This is a genomic window from Stenotrophomonas sp. 2619, from assembly GCF_040548725.1.
In the GTDB taxonomy this organism is placed as follows: domain Bacteria; phylum Pseudomonadota; class Gammaproteobacteria; order Xanthomonadales; family Xanthomonadaceae; genus Stenotrophomonas; species Stenotrophomonas maltophilia_AP.
Map to the genome: position 1 here is coordinate 1 of NZ_JBEPSF010000009.1, position 16,446 is coordinate 16,446.

The 16,446-nt window shown below is 69.6% G+C and carries 15 protein-coding genes and 1 riboswitch; of the genes, 6 read left to right on the forward strand and 9 right to left on the reverse strand.

Features of this window, described 5'->3' with window-relative positions; translation table 11 throughout:
* Nucleotides 1–879 precede the first annotated feature (879 nt).
* Both ABIA71_RS10440 and ABIA71_RS10445 read right to left on the reverse strand, forming a co-directional pair.
* The gene (locus ABIA71_RS10440; protein ID WP_354285142.1) at nt 880–1,794 is read right to left on the reverse strand and encodes an MBL fold metallo-hydrolase; all 915 of its coding nucleotides are present in this window, start codon (nt 1,792–1,794) and stop codon (nt 880–882) included.
* A 169-nt stretch (nt 1,795–1,963) separates the two neighbouring features.
* Nucleotides 1,964–2,602, reverse strand: coding sequence for an NAD(P)-dependent oxidoreductase (locus tag ABIA71_RS10445; RefSeq protein WP_354285143.1), 639 nt, complete (start codon nt 2,600–2,602; stop codon nt 1,964–1,966).
* Between the two features lie 97 nt (nt 2,603–2,699).
* On the opposite strand from ABIA71_RS10445, the gene ABIA71_RS10450 reads away from it, so the two are divergent.
* Together ABIA71_RS10450 and gph are read left to right on the forward strand one after the other, a co-directional pair.
* Entirely contained in the window at nt 2,700–3,602 is a 903-nt protein-coding gene (locus ABIA71_RS10450; protein WP_354285144.1) for a LysR family transcriptional regulator, read from the forward strand.
* Between the two features lie 187 nt (nt 3,603–3,789).
* Complete coding sequence (gene gph / locus ABIA71_RS10455; RefSeq protein ID WP_354285145.1) at nt 3,790–4,440, forward strand: phosphoglycolate phosphatase; 651 nt, start codon at nt 3,790–3,792, stop codon at nt 4,438–4,440.
* An 83-nt stretch (nt 4,441–4,523) separates the two neighbouring features.
* Here gph and btuB read toward each other — a convergent pair whose 3' ends face one another.
* A complete protein-coding gene (btuB, locus tag ABIA71_RS10460; protein WP_354285146.1) occupies nt 4,524–6,365 on the reverse strand; it encodes a TonB-dependent vitamin B12 receptor in 1,842 nt (613 codons plus the stop codon).
* Nucleotides 6,366–6,488: 123 nt separating this feature from the next.
* A riboswitch (cobalamin riboswitch) is annotated at nt 6,489–6,714 on the reverse strand.
* Between the two features lie 143 nt (nt 6,715–6,857).
* On the opposite strand from btuB, the gene ABIA71_RS10465 reads away from it, so the two are divergent.
* Nucleotides 6,858–7,436, forward strand: a complete 579-nt coding sequence (locus ABIA71_RS10465; protein ID WP_354285147.1) for a histidine phosphatase family protein — start codon at nt 6,858–6,860, stop codon at nt 7,434–7,436.
* A 240-nt stretch (nt 7,437–7,676) separates the two neighbouring features.
* On the opposite strand, the gene ABIA71_RS10470 is transcribed toward ABIA71_RS10465, so the two are convergent.
* Together ABIA71_RS10470 and msrC are read right to left on the reverse strand one after the other, a co-directional pair.
* Nucleotides 7,677–8,042, reverse strand: coding sequence for a TfoX/Sxy family protein (locus tag ABIA71_RS10470; RefSeq protein WP_354285148.1), 366 nt, complete (start codon nt 8,040–8,042; stop codon nt 7,677–7,679).
* Nucleotides 8,039–8,521 carry a free L-methionine (R)-S-oxide reductase MsrC gene (msrC, locus tag ABIA71_RS10475; protein ID WP_354285149.1) on the reverse strand — a complete coding sequence of 161 codons (483 nt, stop codon included), beginning with the start codon at nt 8,519–8,521 and terminating at the stop codon, nt 8,039–8,041. The genes ABIA71_RS10470 and msrC overlap by 4 nt, the downstream gene beginning before the upstream one ends.
* A 74-nt stretch (nt 8,522–8,595) precedes the next feature.
* On the opposite strand from msrC, the gene bioD reads away from it, so the two are divergent.
* The gene (gene bioD / locus ABIA71_RS10480) at nt 8,596–9,273 is read left to right on the forward strand and encodes a dethiobiotin synthase (RefSeq protein ID WP_354285269.1); all 678 of its coding nucleotides are present in this window, start codon (nt 8,596–8,598) and stop codon (nt 9,271–9,273) included.
* Nucleotides 9,274–9,288: 15 nt separating this feature from the next.
* Here bioD and ABIA71_RS10485 read toward each other — a convergent pair whose 3' ends face one another.
* From ABIA71_RS10485 to msrB, 4 genes are all read right to left on the reverse strand, one after another.
* The gene (locus ABIA71_RS10485; protein ID WP_354285150.1) at nt 9,289–10,707 is read right to left on the reverse strand and encodes an aminotransferase-like domain-containing protein; all 1,419 of its coding nucleotides are present in this window, start codon (nt 10,705–10,707) and stop codon (nt 9,289–9,291) included.
* A 304-nt stretch (nt 10,708–11,011) separates the two neighbouring features.
* Complete coding sequence (gene msrA, locus ABIA71_RS10490; RefSeq protein ID WP_354285151.1) at nt 11,012–11,758, reverse strand: peptide-methionine (S)-S-oxide reductase MsrA; 747 nt, start codon at nt 11,756–11,758, stop codon at nt 11,012–11,014.
* A gap of 16 nt (nt 11,759–11,774) precedes the next feature.
* On the reverse strand, nt 11,775–13,553 hold the full coding sequence (locus ABIA71_RS10495; RefSeq protein ID WP_354285152.1) for a cytochrome c biogenesis protein DipZ: 1,779 nt from the start codon (nt 13,551–13,553) through the stop codon (nt 11,775–11,777).
* 35 nt (nt 13,554–13,588) lie between these two features.
* Entirely contained in the window at nt 13,589–14,095 is a 507-nt protein-coding gene (msrB, locus tag ABIA71_RS10500) for a peptide-methionine (R)-S-oxide reductase MsrB (protein WP_354285153.1), read from the reverse strand.
* A 147-nt stretch (nt 14,096–14,242) separates the two neighbouring features.
* Between msrB and ABIA71_RS10505 the strand changes: the two genes are divergently transcribed.
* Both ABIA71_RS10505 and ABIA71_RS10510 read left to right on the forward strand, forming a co-directional pair.
* Nucleotides 14,243–14,962: a response regulator transcription factor gene (locus ABIA71_RS10505; RefSeq protein WP_038690669.1), complete on the forward strand. Its 720-nt coding sequence runs from the start codon at nt 14,243–14,245 to the stop codon at nt 14,960–14,962.
* Nucleotides 14,959–16,440 carry a sensor histidine kinase gene (locus ABIA71_RS10510; protein ID WP_354285154.1) on the forward strand — a complete coding sequence of 494 codons (1,482 nt, stop codon included), beginning with the start codon at nt 14,959–14,961 and terminating at the stop codon, nt 16,438–16,440. Before ABIA71_RS10505 ends, ABIA71_RS10510 begins: the two co-directional genes overlap by 4 nt.
* The last annotated feature ends 6 nt before the right edge of the window (nt 16,441–16,446 follow it).

Below are 16,446 nucleotides of genomic sequence, written 5' to 3' on the forward strand. Positions count from 1 at the left end.
GGGGGGGGGGGGGGGGGGGGGGGGGGGGGGGCCCCCGCCCCACCCCCCCCCGGGGGGGGGGGGGGCCCCCCCCCGGGCCCCCCCCCGCCCCCCCCACCCCCCCCCCACCACCCTCCGACACTCTTTCTGCGCGTTGGGGAAGGCAACGGCGTCGTTGCTGCAACGCTCGATGCTCGCCTTGCACGTCATGCTTTCGTGCGCCGGATGCCGGATGCGGATTGCGGGATGGGAATGGGAATGGGAATGCGGAATGCGGAATGCGGAATGCGGGATGGGGGATGGGGAATGGGGGTGTGGTCTGTGCTGCCTGGTAGGGTCGCATCCCGATCGACTGCCGATGCGCCGTCAACGTTCGGTTATGGCACGACACTGAACAACATCGCGCTTTGCTTTTTGATGCGTCACATCGGCTTTCCACTTCTACTTACGTGATCACGGCCCCTGCGTTTCGCGCTGCGCGACCTTCGCACTGATCGCCAACGATCGCGCGCCTTCTTGCCCGCCGTGCTTACGGTGCCCGGAATGTGCTGCCCGGTAGGGTCGCATCCCGATCGACTGCCCGTGGTCTGCCAACGTTCTGTTGTGGCATGACAACAATCAACGCGGCGCTTTTTTCTGGATGCGTTGTATCGCTTTCTCTGCTGCGTGGCGCGCGATCACGGCCACTGCATGTCGCCCTTCGCGACCTTCGCACTGATCGCCAACGATCGCGCGCTTTCTGCCCGCCGTGCTTACGGTGCTCGGAATGTGCTGTCTGGTAGGGTCGCATCCCGATCGACTGCCCGTGGTCTGCCAACGTTCTGTTGTGGCATGACAACAATCAACGCGGCGCTTTTTTCTGGATGCGTTACATCGCTTTCTCTGCTGCGCGGCGCGCGATCACGGCCACTGCATGTCGCCCTTCGCGACCTTGGCACTGATGTCCAGCGAACCCACGCCCTGCAGGGTCGGGTAGCGCTTTTTCATCGCGGCAATCAGAGCATCTGCGTTCTTGCTGCGCGCGGTTTCTTCATCGAAGGCGCGGATGTAATGGGCGGTGAAGGTGAGGGCGGTGGCGTCCAGGGCGGCGCCCCGGGCGTAGTGGCCGGGGATGACGTGGGCGGGCTTGAGGGCCGCGAGGGTGGCCAGGGTGTTCTGCCAATCGGCGTGCGATTGCGGGCTTTGGGTGTCGGCCATCCAGACGTGTTCGCCGGCGACGATGGGGATGCCGCCGACGAGGGTACGCAGGCTGGGGATCCAGACGACGGTGCGGTCCGGGGTGGGGCCATCGAGGCCGAGGATGCGCAGCGGTTGGCCTTCGAGGGTGAGGGTGTCGCCGTCGAGGACCTGGGGAATGACGATGCGGCTGGGTTTATCGGCGCCCATCTGCGGGCCCCAGTAGGCGAGTTTGCCGGCCTGGGTGGCGGTGATGTGAGCGACGGTGGGGGCGGTGGCGACGATGCGGGCGTGGGGGAAGGCGTCCTGCAGGGTGGCCAGGCCGAAGTAGTAGTCCGGGTCGCCGTGGCTGATGTAGATGGTGGTCAGCTGCTTGCCGGAGGCGCGGACGCGCTGCACCAGTTGGGCGGCGTCGGACGCGGCGAACTGGGCGTCGATGAGGATCGCCTCGCGGCGGCCGGTAACCAGGGTGGAGGCGACCGAGAACAGTGCCTTGTCGCCGGGGTGGTAGGGCTGCACCTGCAGCGCGTGGGCTTCGGCGGTGGCCGCGGCGGCGTGGCTGGCGGCCGGTGCGGTCACGGCGAGCGCGGTACCCAGCGTCAACGCCAGGGCCAGGGTGGTGCGGGAGACGTTCGGCATATCAAGAATTCCTGTGCAGAGCGGCCCCGACATCACACCGGGGCCGAACGACCCCGACGTGAATCAGGGACCGGACGACCCCGACATGACACCGGGTCCGGACGGCCCCGACATGACACCGGGCCCGGTAGAGCCGACCGTTGGTCGGCTGCTTCACATCGGCGGCGCGTCAGTACGCAACCGTGGCGATCTGCCGCACGTACTGCGGGGTTTCGATCTCGCTGACGAAGGCGTCGGCGTAGTCGGGGTAGCTGATCCGGCTGTGGCCGTCGGCCCCCACCAGGAAGCTGCGCGCCTGGGTGCGGAAGCCACCGCGCTGCGGGCCGGGGCCGATCTCGGCGGCGGGCGAGTAGAAGGTCCAGTCCAGGTCGTCGACGGCCTGCAGCTGCTTCAGCGTCTCGCGTGCGGCCAGGGCAACCGGCTTGTAGGCATCCGGGAAGCCCTCGGTATCCACCAGCTGCACGCCGGGGGCGACTTCCAGGCTGCCGGCGCCGCCGACCATGATGAAGCGCGGCACGCCGGCCTGGCGCGCGGCCTTGACCAGCGCGGCGCTGGTGGTGGTCACGGTGCTGGGCGCATCGCCCGGACGCGGGCCGAAGGCGCTGGCCAGCACGTCGTGGCCGGCGATCACCGCGGCCAGGGCGTCGGTGTCATCCAGCGCGGCGACGGCCAGCTGGGCGCCGTTCAGTTCGGCCGGCAGGTCGGTTTCACGGCGCACGATGGCGGTGACCTGATGGCCGCGGGCGAGGGCCTGGCGGGCGATTTCACGGCCGATGTTGCCGGTGGCACCAACGAGGGCAATTTTCATGGGGGCGGATCCGTTGAGGAAGGAAGGCCAGCGTATGCGTCTGGAATCGAACGAAAAACCGCGTATAACGGGCTAATTTGTTGCGCGGATCGATCAAATGGACCGGATGACGGCGATGAACGTGTTCGTGGAGGTGGTCGAGCGTGGCAGCCTGACCGCGGCGGCCGAGGCGCTGGAGATGTCGCGTGCGATGGTGACCCGCTACCTGGCCGAGGTGGAGCGCTGGCTGGGCGCGCGGTTGCTGCACCGGACCACGCGCCGGATCAGCCTGACCGGCCCGGGCGAGGCGGCGCTGCTGCGGTTCCGGCAGATCCTGGCCATCGGCGATGAACTGCACGGCGAACTGGCCACCGACAACCCCGAACCGCACGGGCTGATCCGGGTCACGGCGAGCGTGTCGTTCGGGCAGATCCACCTGGCCGCGGCGGTGGCCGACTTCGTCAAGCGGTATCCGCTGACGCGGGTGGAGCTGCTGCTGGTGGACCGGGTGGTCAACCTGGTCGAAGAACGCGTGGATATCGCGGTGCGCATCTCGCGTGCGATCGACCCGGCGCTGATCGCGCGGCGGCTGGCCCCGTGCCGTTCGGTGCTGTGCGCGGCGCCGTCGTACCTGGCCGAACGCGGTGCGCCGACCACGGCCGACGCGCTGGCCGCGCACAACTGCCTGACCCACCACTACGTGGGCAAGAGCGTGTGGCACCTGCAGCGCGATGGCCGCGCGATCGCGGTGGCGGTGGGCGGCAACATCAGCGCCAATGAAGCATCCCTGCTGCTGGAAGCGGTACGCGCCGGCGCGGGCATCGCGATGCTGCCCACCTACCAGATCGCGCCGTTGCTGCGCAGTGGCGAGTTGATTGAAGTGTTGCCCGACTACCAGGTGGAAGGGCTGGGCATCCACGCGGTGTATGCGTCACGCCGGCAGCTGCCGACGATCATGCGCAGCTTCCTGGATTTCCTGGTGGAACGGTTTGCCAGCCCGGAATTCCTGGCCCAGCTGTAAACGCGGCACCGGTAGAGCCGACCGTTGGTCGGCTGCACTTGACCCGGCAACCTCGCATCAGCACGCCGCGCAACCGCAACCGCAACCGTGCAGCCGACCAACGGTCGGCTCTACCCGGGCGTGCATCGGCATCACACACGCACCTCCGTACAATGACCCTCCCCACGTCGTACAAGCGAGTTGAGTTGTGTCGTACCCGTATCCGTTGGTGGTATTCGATCTGGATGGCACGCTGGTGGACAGTGCGGCCGATATTGCCGAAGCGCTGAACCGCACGCTGCAGGACTGGCAGTTGCCGCGCGTGCCCGAGGCCACTGTGCTGACCTGGATCGGCGATGGCGTGCGTCGGTTGGTGGAGCAGGCGTTCGATGCGGCCGGCAGAGCCGTCGACCTGGACACGGTGATGCCCGGTTTCATGCGGCATTACGAGGCGTGCCTGTTGCGCAGCCCGCGTCTGTTCGATGGTGTGGAAGCGGCGTTGCAGGCACTGCGCGATGACGGCGTGGCGCTGGCGATCTGCACCAACAAGCCATCGGCCCTGGTGGCGCCGTTGCTGCAGCACTTCGGGCTGCAGGCGCAGTTTGCACTGGTGCTGGGCGGCGATTCGTTGCCCGAGCGCAAGCCCAGCGGTGCGCCGTTGCGGCACATTGCAGCGCACTTCGGCGTGGCTCCGCAGGCCGCCTTGATGGTGGGTGATTCGATCACCGACTACCGCGCCGCGGTGGACGCGGGCATGCCGGTGGCGCTGGTGCGCTATGGGTATCCGCGCGGGCTCGATCTAAACAACGTCGCGGCGGTGGCGGTGATGGACGATCTGCGCGAACTGCTGGCGCTGTAACCGACGGCGGTTGGCAAGCGTGCCGACCCACGGTCGGCACCCACCCGGCGGTGGGACGGCGGGCGTGCCGCCGTCCCGCGCGCTTACTTGGGCTGGTAGCGCACGCTCAGGCGGTACTCGCGGCCAGGCTGGTTGAACCAGGCCACGGTTTCGTAGTCGCGGTCGAACACGTTGCTGACCCGGCCGAGCACCGACCAGTCGCGGCTCAGCGCGTATTCCAGGCGCAGGTCCAGCGTGCCGTAACCGGCCAGGCGCACGGTATTGGCCGCGTTGTCGTAGCGCTTGCCCGCGCCGTTGGCGGTGATGCCGGCGCGGAAGTCGCCGAAGCGGCGGTCGATGTCCAGGCGGGCGGTGTTCTGCGCGCGGCGCGCCAGCCAGTTGTCGAACTGCGCGCTGCCGTCGGTACGGTTACGCGGATCGGTGTGGCTGAGCTGGGCGTTCACGTCGAACCCGGCCAGCGTGATCGCACCGGTCAACTCGGCACCGCGGATGCGGGCCTTTTCCACCTGAGACATCATGAAGGTGGTGGCGTCGTAGGTGATCAGGTCGTCGATGCGGGTCTCATACACGTCCAGGCCCCAGCGCCAGCCGTCGCCCTGCTGGGCGATACCGACGTTGGCGCTCTTCGACTTTTCCGGGTCCAGGCCCGGCACGCCGCTCCACGGGTCGTACAGATCACTGAAGGTGGGTGCCTTGAACGCGGTGCCGTAGCTGGCGTTGAGGCGGAACCCGCTGCCCAGCTCCAGGCCCCAGCCGAGGCTGCCGGTGGTGTGGTTGCCGAACTGTTCGTTGTCGTCGTTGCGCACGCTGGCCTGCAGGTGGTGCGCGCCGAAACGCCCCTGGTACTGCACGAACACGCCGGTGTTGTCGCGGCTGTCGACCAGGTAGCCGGCGCTGCTGCCGTCCAGGTTGTCCTGGCTCCAGTCCACGCCGGCGCTGAGCAGCTGACCTTCGGCGATGCCGATGTCGGCCTGCGCCGAGGCGCTGTCGCGGTGGGTCTGCGCCGCCCCCAGCCAAGTGCTGCCGTCGTAGTTGTCCGACTCGTTGTCGGCACGGCCGACATTGACGGTCAGGTTGAAGCGTTCGGACGGGGTGTAGCGGACCTTGCCGCCGAGCACCTGCTGCAGCGTTTCCGAATAGTTGTAGTAGCCGTCGTAGTGATTCTCGCCCTCGGCGCGCAGCGCGGTGCCTTCCACGCTCAGCGCGTCGGTCAGCGCATAGCCACCGCGCAGGCTCATGGACAGGTTGCGGTAACCGTCGCGGTCGGGTTCATCGGCGCCGCAGCCGGCGAAGGTGGCCGCGTCGCCCCGGCAGGCGTTGATGCCGTCGGTGTGCTGGTAGGCGATGTCGGTGCCGAACCAGCCGCGCTCGCCGCTGCCGCCGAAGCCACCGCTGGCCTCACGCAGACCGTTGCTGCCGCCACCCACCTGCACGTGCGGAGCGAACGTGCCGGCGTTGCGGCGGGTGAAGATCTGGATCACGCCACCGATCGCATCGGCGCCGTACAGACTGGACTGCGGGCCGCGCACGATCTCGATGCGCTCGATCTGCGCCAGCGGCAGGTCCTGCAGCATGGCCAGGCCGAGGTCGCCGGTGTTGATGCGCACGCCATCGACCAGCACCAGGGTGTGGGCCGAGTTGGTGCCGCGCAGGAACAGCGAGCTCTGCTTGCCCAGGCCACCGCTGTTGTTGATGTTGATGCCGGCACGGCCGCGCAGCAGGTCCTGCAGCGAGGGCGCCTGGCTGCGCTCGATCTCGGCGCGGTCGATCACCTGCGCCGGGGAGATGCTGTCCTGCAGGGCGATCGGGGTGCGGGTGGCGGTGACCAGCACCTGGTCCAGCGCGGTCGCCTCATCCTGGGCCGACGCCAGCAGGGGCAGGGCCGACAGCACGGCCAGGGAAAGGACTTGGATCTGCAGCTTCATCGATGACTCCATGCACCGCGCACGCCCGCGCGGCAAGGGGTGGGGATGATCGCGCTGCAGGGATGGATCGACGGTGGGCGAACGCGCACGGCGCCGCTTGCCGCCGCCATGCCCGCCGCATCGCAACCAGTCGTCTTCCAGGCCGGTCTCCGGGCTTGCGGGCCGATGGCCAGGGCCATCGCACCCGGCGCCTTCCCATGCGCAAGCACAGTGGCGTAATGCCGGGTGTTTCCACGCTTACCGTTGCGGGGGCAGCGCCGGAGTGGCAGGCAAGGGTCTGCTGCGTCACCGGCTTCCCGTTTCAACCTGCCGGCATGCGCCGCAGGTCACCTGGAAGTGCGCGCAGTGTAGAGCAAAGGCCCGCCTGCGGCAGCCGGCGCACCGGAGCGGTCGGGGCGAGCGGTTAGAATGCCGCTCGTTTCACGATGTGATGCCCATGAACCCATCGAGGTTGCAGCACCGTTCCGCACCGTCCACCGCGCAGGTTGCGGCGTGATCCTGGACCTGATCCGCCACGCCAGCACCGGCCGTGACGGCCATCTGGACGGGCGCAGTGATCCCGCGTTGGAAGACGGAAGTACCGCGGCCCTGTGCGCACGCTATGCGGGGCGGCAATGGCAACGCGTGGTGAGCTCCCCGCGCCAGCGTGCGCTGGCCACCGCCGATGCGCTGGCAGTGCCGCACGGGGTGGAGGTGGTGGCCGACGAGGAGTGGGCCGAACTCGACTTCGGCGACTGGGATGGCCAGGCATTGCATGACCTGCCGATGCAGGAGCTGTCGGCCTTCCACCTGGACCCGCACGCCAACCCGCCGCCGCACGGCGAAAGCTGGGGCCACTTCGAGCGCCGCATTGCCCGTGGGCTGCACCGCTTGCTGGATGACCGAGACCCGCCGTCCACGCTGATCGTCAGCCATGGCGGCCCGTTGCGGATGGTGCTGTCGCAGGTGTGCGGCCTGCCGATGGCGATGTGCTGGGCACTGCGCATCGACCACGGCACCCGCCTGCAGCTGCGCGTGGAGCGCGAGGACGACCGCCTGTGGGGCGAACTGCTGGAACTGCAGCAGCCCTGACCGGCTGGCGCCGGCAATGCACGTAGAGCCGGGCTCTGCCCGGCTGGCGCCGATGTGGTGATGCCGCATGAACGTAGAGCCGGGCTCTGCCGCGCCCCCCGGACACAAGGGCGCCGGATTGATCAACGCATCGCCATGCGCCCGTTGTTTACCGCGCGACCGGTTGTCGTAGCGCCGGGCTCTGCCCGGCTGCTTTCATGCCGCAATACAACGCCAATACCAGCCGGGCAAAGCCCGGCTCTACGGGGCCTCGTCGAACGGCGGTGCCTCGTCGGTGTCGGCCTCGTCATCGCGGCGCTCGGCGGTGCGGTCGTAGACCGGGCCGGATGCCGGCGGTGCCTTCTTCAGGGGCTTGTCGGCGATGATGGCCTCGTATTCGGCCACCAGTTCGGTGCGGCGCGCTTCGGGCAGTTCCTGCCAATGGCAGTCCTGCAGCGCGCCTTCCAGCGAGTAGAGCAGGTTGAGGCTGGGCTTGAAGCCGGCGCGGCGCACCTTCACGAACGCGCCGACCGCGCCGATCGCGATCAGCTCCTCGGGCGTGCGCAACCCGACCTGGCGCAGCCAGGCCGCGCTCTTGGGACCGATGTTGCGCAGCTTGGTGCTCATCCCAAGGCCTCGACGAACACCGCGGCGATCGCCTCCAGGCCGGCCTGGTCGTCGGCGTCGAAACGCGCCAGCGAGGGGCTGTCCAGATCGAACACGCCGATCAGGGTATCGCCCTGGACCAGCGGCACCACCAGTTCCGAGCGCGACGCCGAATCGCAGGCGATGTGGCCGGGGAAGGCATCCACGTCGTCGACGCGCTGGGTCACGCGCTGGCTGGCCGCCGCGCCGCACACGCCCTTGTCCAGCGGGATGCGCACGCAGGCCGGCAGCCCCTGGAACGGGCCGACCACCAGCTCGGTGCCGTCGAAGAAGTAGAAGCCGACCCAGTTCAGGTGCGGCAGGGCGTGGTAGACCAGGGCCGACAGGTTGGCCGCATTGGCGATGCGGTCGCGCTCGCCGTGTACCAGTGCGCGGGCCTGGGCCAGCAGCTGGCCGTACTGTTCCGGCTTGCTGCCGGTAAGCGTGGAAGTATCGAACATGCCCGGAGTCTAGCAAGCAGCAGGCCGCGCCGGGACCGCCGATAATGCACCGCTCCTTCCCGATCCCCGCCGTGATGACCGCCTACCCGCTTCCCGCCCTGTATGTCACCGGCACCGATACCGGCATCGGCAAGACCTTCAGCAGCTGCGTGCTGCTGCACGCGCTGCGCCAGCGCGGTGGCACGGCGGTGGGGATGAAGCCGGTGGCCAGCGGCTGCGAGCGCACCGCGCACGGCTGGCGCAACGAGGACGCCACCGCACTGCTGGCCGCCAGCCAGCCGGTGCCGGCCTACGCCGACCTCAATCCGTATGCGCTGCCCCTGCCGCTGGCGCCCGAGCTGGCCGCCGCCGATGCCGGCGTGCAGCTGGCGCTGGGCCCGATCGAGGCGGCCTTCGGGCGGCTGCGCGCACAGGCCGACACGGTGGTGGTGGAGGGCGTGGGCGGCTGGCTGGCCCCGCTGTCGGCGACGCTGGACCAGGCCGACCTGGTCCACGCGCTGCGGCTGCCGGTGGTGATGGTGGTGGGCCTGCGGCTGGGCTGCCTCAACCACGCGCGGCTCACCGCAGCGGCGATCGCGGCCAGCGGGGCCACCTGCATCGGCTGGATCGGCAACGCGGTCGATCCGCAGATGGCGCGCATCGACGACAACATGACGATGCTGCGCGACCGCCTGGCGATGCCGTGCCTGGGCCGCCTGCCCTTCGCGCCCGGGGCCGATCCGGCCGCGCTGGCCGGGTGCCTGCAGCTGTAACCGCGGGACCAGGGCTCAGGCGTCGCGCAGCGCGCAGGCCAGCTGGCCCAGCGTGGCGATGGCGTCCACGTACGCCGCGTCCAGTTCCTGGCAGCACGACAACCGCAGGCAATGCCGGTAGCGCGCGCCGCGTGAGTACACCTGGCCAGGCATGAACACCACGCCGCGCGCCAGGGCCTGCTCGAACAGCGCGCCGGTGTCGATGCCGGCCGGCAGCTCCACCCACAGCAGGAAGCCGCCGGTGGGCTGGGTGGCCAACGTGCCGGCCGGGAAGTGCTGGGCGATCAACGCGCGCACGCGCCGCACCTGGTCGTTGTACAGGCGGCGCAGCGTGCGCAGGTGGTGCTCGTAGCTGCCCGCTTCCAGGAACGCGCCCACGGCCTCGCCGAGCAGGCGCGGCTCGGCTCCGGTGGACTGGAACTTGAGCAGCTGGATGTCGGCGGCGAACCGTCCCGCGTCCAGCCAGCCGATGCGGTAGTCCGGCGCCAGGGTCTTGGAGAAGCTGCTGCACACCATCACCCAGCCGTCTTCATCGAAGGATTTCAGCAGCGGCGCCAGCGGTTCCTGGAACTGCAGCTCGGCGTACACCGCGTCTTCGATGAGGGGGATGCGGTAGTGGTTGACCAACGCGGCCAGGCGCCGCTTCTCGGCCACCGGCATGGTGCAGCCGAGCGGGTTGTGCACGGTGGGCATGGCCACGATCGCCCGCAGCGCGCCACGTTCCAACTGCGCGGCCACGGCATCGACGTCCAGCCCGCGGCGCGGGTCGGTGGGCAGCTCGATGGCCTTCAGGCCCAGGTTGCTGAGCAACGGGTACAGGTTGAAGTAGGACGGCGCCTCGATGCCCACCGCGTCGCCGGGCCGGGTGACCGCGCGCAGGGCAAGTTGCAGTGCTTCCATGGCGCCATGGGTGAGGACCAGGCGCTCGATGCTGGTGTGCAGGCCCAGCCGCGGCCCGCGCCGTACGATCTGCTCCAGCAGCCGGGTGGCCGCATTCGGGCGCGCATAGGTTTCCACCATGCCGGCGCGGCGCAGCACCTGCGCGGTACTGCGCGCCAGCTTGTCGCCCGGATAGAAGCGACGGCCGCGGGGGCCGGCGAAGGCCAGGTCGACGATGCCCGGTTGCTGCTGCGCGGCCAGCACCCGCGCCATCATCAGCTGCTGGGCCTGGGTGGTGGCCAGCGACGGTGCCTGGCGCAGCGAGCGGGTCGGTTCGGCCAGGCGCGGGCTGACCACGAAGCCGGCCTTGGGCCGCGGTACCACCAGCCCGGCATCTTCCAGTTGGCGATACGCGGCAATGACGGTGTTGAGACTGAGCTGGCGCTGTGCCGCCAGGCCACGCAGCGAGGGCAGGCGGGTGCCCACCGGCAGCCGGCCGCTGTGGATGGCATCGGCCATTTCATCGGCCAGGGATTGGTAAAGGTTGGCTGCCATGGGGAGAGTCCGCCGCAATCTGTAACCGTGCGGATGGCCGGAAGCTGGCTCTGTATCCGCTGATGCGCGCAGCCTAGCATGCTCGATCCAGCGCCCCGGGCAATCCTGCGGCGCATGCCAGGTCTTCCCTCGCGCACGGCGGTGCGGTGTTTCGCCGTGCGCTTTTTTCCTGCCCGCATCCAGGGAGAGCCCACCGCCGACGCATCGTTCCGGGGTAGAGCCGACCGTTGGTCGGCTGACCGTATCCCGGCAGACAGGCAAGAGCAGCCGACCAACGGTCGGCTCTACCGGGGTGCGGCGTCTTTCAGCGCGCCGACAGCGTGGACACCAAGCGCGGCTTCTCGCGGTACAGGGCCGGGTACTGGCGCTTGAGCGCCTCCACCTTCGGCAGGTCGTTGATGCGGATGTACAGCGACTCCGGGTGCAGGGTGAGGTAGTTCTGGTGGTAGCCCTCGGCCGGATAGAAGCGCTTGCCGCCCTCGACCGTGGTCACCACCGGCCCGGCAAACGCCTTGGCGCGCTGCAGCTGGGCGATGTAGGCCTGGGTCGCATCGCGCTGCCCGGCATCATCGGCAAATACCGCCGAGCGATACTGCGTGCCGCGATCCGGCCCCTGGCGGTTGAGCTGGGTGGGGTCGTGGGCCACCGAGAAAAACACCTGCATCAGCTGCCCGTAGCTCACCTTCGACGGATCGTAGGTGACCTGCACCGCTTCGGCATGGCCGGTGCCGCCGCTGCCCACCCGGGTGTAGCTGGCATCGCCCGCGCTGCCGCCGATGTAGCCGGACACCGCGTTGTCCACGCCGTTGATGTGCTGGAACACGCCCTGCACGCCCCAGAAGCAGCCGCCCGCAAACACCACCTGGGCGCGGTGGATGCCGGGCGGCTTGAAGTCGGCCGTGCCCGTGGGCGCAGGCAGCGTTACCAGCGCCTGCGCCTGCGCCGTGGCCGCCTGCGCCGGGCGGTCCAGGCTGACCACCGCGGTGATGGTCATCGCTGCGATCACCGCCGCGATGCTGCCGGCCACCAGTTTGTCCATTGCGATCTTCATCGAAGGCCTCCAGGGCTCAACCGAACGTAAAGGCATAGGCATGCACGCCCGGATCAAGGAACTCGATCTCGAAGGTGCGTTCACGAACATCGCCGCGCTGGCGGATCAACTGGTACAGCCGGTGCTCGCCAACCTGGCCGCTGCCATCGGCCGACACGTCGCCGCCGGCGGCTGCGCCAGGCGGCTGGCCGTCGATGCGCACGCGGTAGCGCACCGGCGTGCCATCCACGGCCGGGGCCAGCACCAGGTGCAGGTCGCGGGCATGGAAGCGGAAGGCGATCCGGCCACCGGCCGCGTCCAGGTGCGCGTCTTCATCACCCACCGTCCAGCGCCCGCCCAGCGCCCACTGGTTCAAGCGCAACGTGGCCGGCACGGTGTAGTCGGTGGCGCGCTCGGGCTGCTGCCCGCCCGGCGAGGCGAAGCTCTGCGCGCGCGCATGGCCCAGGTAGGTTTCCGGCGACTTCAGGTTGCGCATGTCGGCCTGCTGCTCGATGCCATCGCGCGGCGCGGCGGCCGCCATCGCCATTGGCTGCGCCGGTTCGTCGGGCAGGGTGTTGCCGGCCTCGCGCAGCAGCTGGCGGATGATCTGCTCGGACTGCGCGTAATTGCCTTCACCGAAGTGGTGCGCACGGATGCGGCCTTCCGCATCGATGAAGTAGTGCGCGGGCCAGTAGCGGTTGTTGAAGCCGCGCCAGATCGCGAAGTCGTTGTCGATCGCCACCGGGTAGGTGACCTTCAGGTCCTTCACCGCGCGCTGCACGTTGCCCAGGCTGCGCTCGAAGGCGAACTCCGGCGCGTGCACGCCGATCACCACCAGGCCGTGGTCACGGTAGCGCTCGGCCCACTCGCGCACATACGGCATGGCGCGCAGGCAGTTGATGCACGAGTAGGTCCAGAAATCGACCAGCACCACCTTGCCGCGCAACGCCTCGGCACTGAGCGGCGGGCTGTTGAGCCAGCCGGTGGCGCCGGCCAGCGAGGGCAGGGTGCCTTCCACCGGCAACGGGGCACCGGCCGGTGCGTTGGCGGCCATCATCATCATTGAAGTGCCTGCGGCCGGTTCCTGTCCCGGCAACACGTCCAGCAGACCCTGCTCCAGCTTGGCCGTGCTCACCGTGGACAGGCGGGTCAGCACCCCCGTGTCCCAGCCCATGCCGATCGCCACCACCGCCAGCAGCGCGGCCACGCCGAGCGCGCGGCGGATCCACTCGCCCACGCCCAGGCGTTGCTTGAGCGCGGCGAACACGCGCCCGCCGATCCAGATCGCCAGCGCCAACGACGTGGCCGCGCCCAGCGCATAGGCCAGCAGCAACCCGCTGGTGCCGACGCTGGCGCCGTTGAGCGCCGCGCCGGTGAGGATCAGTCCCAGGATCGGCCCGGCGCACGGCGCCCAGAGCAGGCCGGTGGCAATGCCGATCAGCAGCGAGGTGCCCACCCCGCCGCGCCCGGCATCACTGGCGGCATCGGCCGAGGCGCTGAGCCGCGCGCCCAGCCGCTGGAAGGGCGACAGCAGGCGGTTGGCCAGCGATGGCCACAGCAGCGCCAGCGCGAACACGGCCATCACCACCAGTGCGATCCAGCGCCCGATCTGGTTGGCCTGGGCCACCCACTGGCTGCCCACCGCGGCCAGGCTGGCCACCACCGCGAACATCAGCGTCATGCCCACCAGCAGCGGCAGGCCGCTGCGCAGGAACGGGCGGTCCGAACGCGCGAACACGAACGGCAGCACCGGCAGGATGCACGGGCTGAGGATGGTCAATACGCCGCCAAGGTAGGCCAGGACAAGCAGGAACATGGTCAGATCCTTCCAGGATGCAGGGGAGGCGGCGCTCAGGCCGCGGTGAAGCTCATCGCCACGCCGTTCATGCAGTAGCGCAGGCCGGTGGGGCGTGGACCGTCATCGAACACATGGCCCAGGTGGCCACCGCAGCGCCGGCAGTGCGCCTCGATGCGGATCATGCCCAGCGTGGTGTCACGGTCCTCTTCCACCGCGCCATGCAGCGGCGCCCAGAAGCTGGGCCAGCCGGTGCCGCTGTCGAACTTGGTGGACGAGGAGAACAGCGGCAGCGCGCAGCCGGCGCAGTTGAAGGTGCCGCGCCGGTGCTCCTTGTTGAGCGGACTGCTGTAGGGCCGCTCGGTGCTCTGGCGGCGCAGCACGGCGTAGGCGGCCGGGCTGAGCTGTTCACGCCACTGCGCGTCGGTGCGCATCACCTCGAAACGCCGCGTGGGGGCCGCCGGTGCGGCCGGTGCCGGGCCGCTGCAGGCGGTCAGGCCGAACAGGCCGGCGGCGGCCGTCATGGCGCCCATGCCGAGCACATTGCGACGGGTGTAACGCATGGCCGATCTCCTGGGAGGGAAACGATGCGGCCATGCTGCGCCCGGGCCGGTCAACGAATCCTCACGCAGGGTTAAATTTTCCGTGACACATCCGGGCCCGGATCGGCCGACAATGCAGCCTGTTCCCTTACCGGCCCGCCCGCCCCGATGAGCAGCGCCAAGCGTGTCCTGATCGTCGAAGACGACGTCCACATCGCCAACCTGCTGCGCATGCACCTGCGCGACGAAGGCTATGAGGTCACCCACGCCGCCACCGGCGACGAGGGCCTGGCCCTGCTCGAGGCGCAGCCCTGGAGCGCGCTGGTGCTGGACCTGATGCTGCCGGGCGTGGACGGGCTGGAGATCTGCAAGCGTGCCCGCGCGATGGCGCGCTACACGCCGATCATCATCACCAGTGCGCGGGCCAGCGAAGTGCATCGCATCCTGGGCCTGGAACTGGGCGCCGACGACTACCTCGCCAAGCCCTTCTCGATGCTGGAACTGGTGGCGCGGGTGAAGGCGCTGCTGCGGCGGGTAGAGGCCATGGCGCAGAACGCGCGCATCGACGCCGGAGAAACCGAGGTGGCCGGGCTGCGCATCGACCCGGTTGCACGCACCGCGCAGGTGGAAGGCCGGCCCCTGGAACTGACCCCGCGCGAGTTCGACCTGCTGTATTTCTTTGCCCGTCACCCGGGGCAGGTGTACTCGCGCATGGACCTGCTCAACCAGGTCTGGGGCTACCAGCACGACGGCTACGAGCACACCGTGAACACCCACATCAACCGGCTGCGCAACAAGATCGAGCGCGACCCGGCCGCGCCGCAGCGCATCCAGACGGTGTGGGGACGGGGCTACAAGCTGGTCGACACCGATGGGGACGCGGCATGATCCGCCTGACCTTGTCCCAACGCCTGTCGGTGGTGTTCTGCGCGCTGCTGCTGGCCTGTTGCGGCGCGCTGCTGTGGATCCAGATGCGCAGCACCGCCATGCACGAACAGGAAACCGTGCAGCGGCTGTCGCGCGGGCTGGCCGAGCACATCGCACGCAGCGGCGAACTGATGGACGCGCGCGGCATGCGCGGCGGCGAAGTGCGCGCGCTGTTCGGCAAGCTGATGGCGGTCAACCCCAGCGTCGAGGTCTACCTGCTCGACGACGAAGGCCGCATCCTGGGCCACGACGCGCCCGACGGCCACCTCAAGCGCGACCGCGTGGACCTGGCGCCGGTGCAGGCGCTGCTGCATGACGAGCCGCTGCCCATCCTCGGCGACGACCCGCGCAGCGCCACCGGCCGCAAGGTCTTCAATGCCGCGCCGTTGTGGGTGCAGGGACGCCAGGCCGGCTACATCTACGTGGTGCTGGTGGGCGAACAGCGCGAGGCGCTGGCGGCCAACATCGCCGCCAATGCGACCCTGCGCACCACGCTGTGGTCGCTGGCGATCGTGGCCGTGGTCGGGCTGCTGGCCGGCGTGGTCGCGTTCCGATGGGTGACCCGTCCGCTGCGCCAGCTGACCCGGCGCATCCAGGCCTTCGACGTGGACGCCGCCGGTGCCGGCATGCCGCTGCCCCCCACCCCGCTGCGCGCCGGCGAGCGCGACGAACTGGCCATCCTTCAGCACAGCTTCGGGCACATGGGCCAGCGCCTGGGCGAACAATGGCAGCAGCTGCGCGAACAGGACCTGCAGCGGCGCGAACTGGTGGCCAACATCTCCCATGACCTGCGCACGCCGCTGTCGTCGCTGCATGGCTACCTGGAAACGCTGGCATTGAAGGACGCCACGCTGGGCGCCGACGAACGCCAGCGCTACCTCGGCATCGCGCTGGCGCAGAGCCGCAAGGTCGGCGCGCTGGCACAGGCGCTGTTCGAACTGGCCCGGCTGGAGCACGGCGGAGTCAGCCTGGACCTGCAGGCGTTCTCGCTGCCCGACCTGGTCCAGGACGTGTTCCAGAAATTCGAGCTGGCCGCGCAGGCGCGCCGGCAGACGCTCACCGCCGACATTCCGCCCGGGCTGCCCGCGGTCGTGGCCGATCTGGGGCTGATCGAGCGGGTGCTGACCAACCTGCTCGACAATGCGATCCGGCACACGCCCGAGGGCGGTCGCATCGAAGTGGTGCTGCGCGCGCAGGACGGCGAGGTGCAGGTGGCCATCGCCGACACCGGCCCGGGCATCGCGCCCGAGCGCCGCGCGTCGTTGTTCAGCACGCCGCCGGCGCTGGGCAGTGCGCGCCCGGACAGCGGCGGGCTGGGCTTGTTGATCGTGCACCGCATCCTGCAACTGCATGATCGGCAGATCCGCCTGATGGACAGTCGCGAGGGCGCGCTGTTCGTGTTCAGTCTGCCCACCCTGGCACCGCCCGGGCGGCGCTGACCGTCC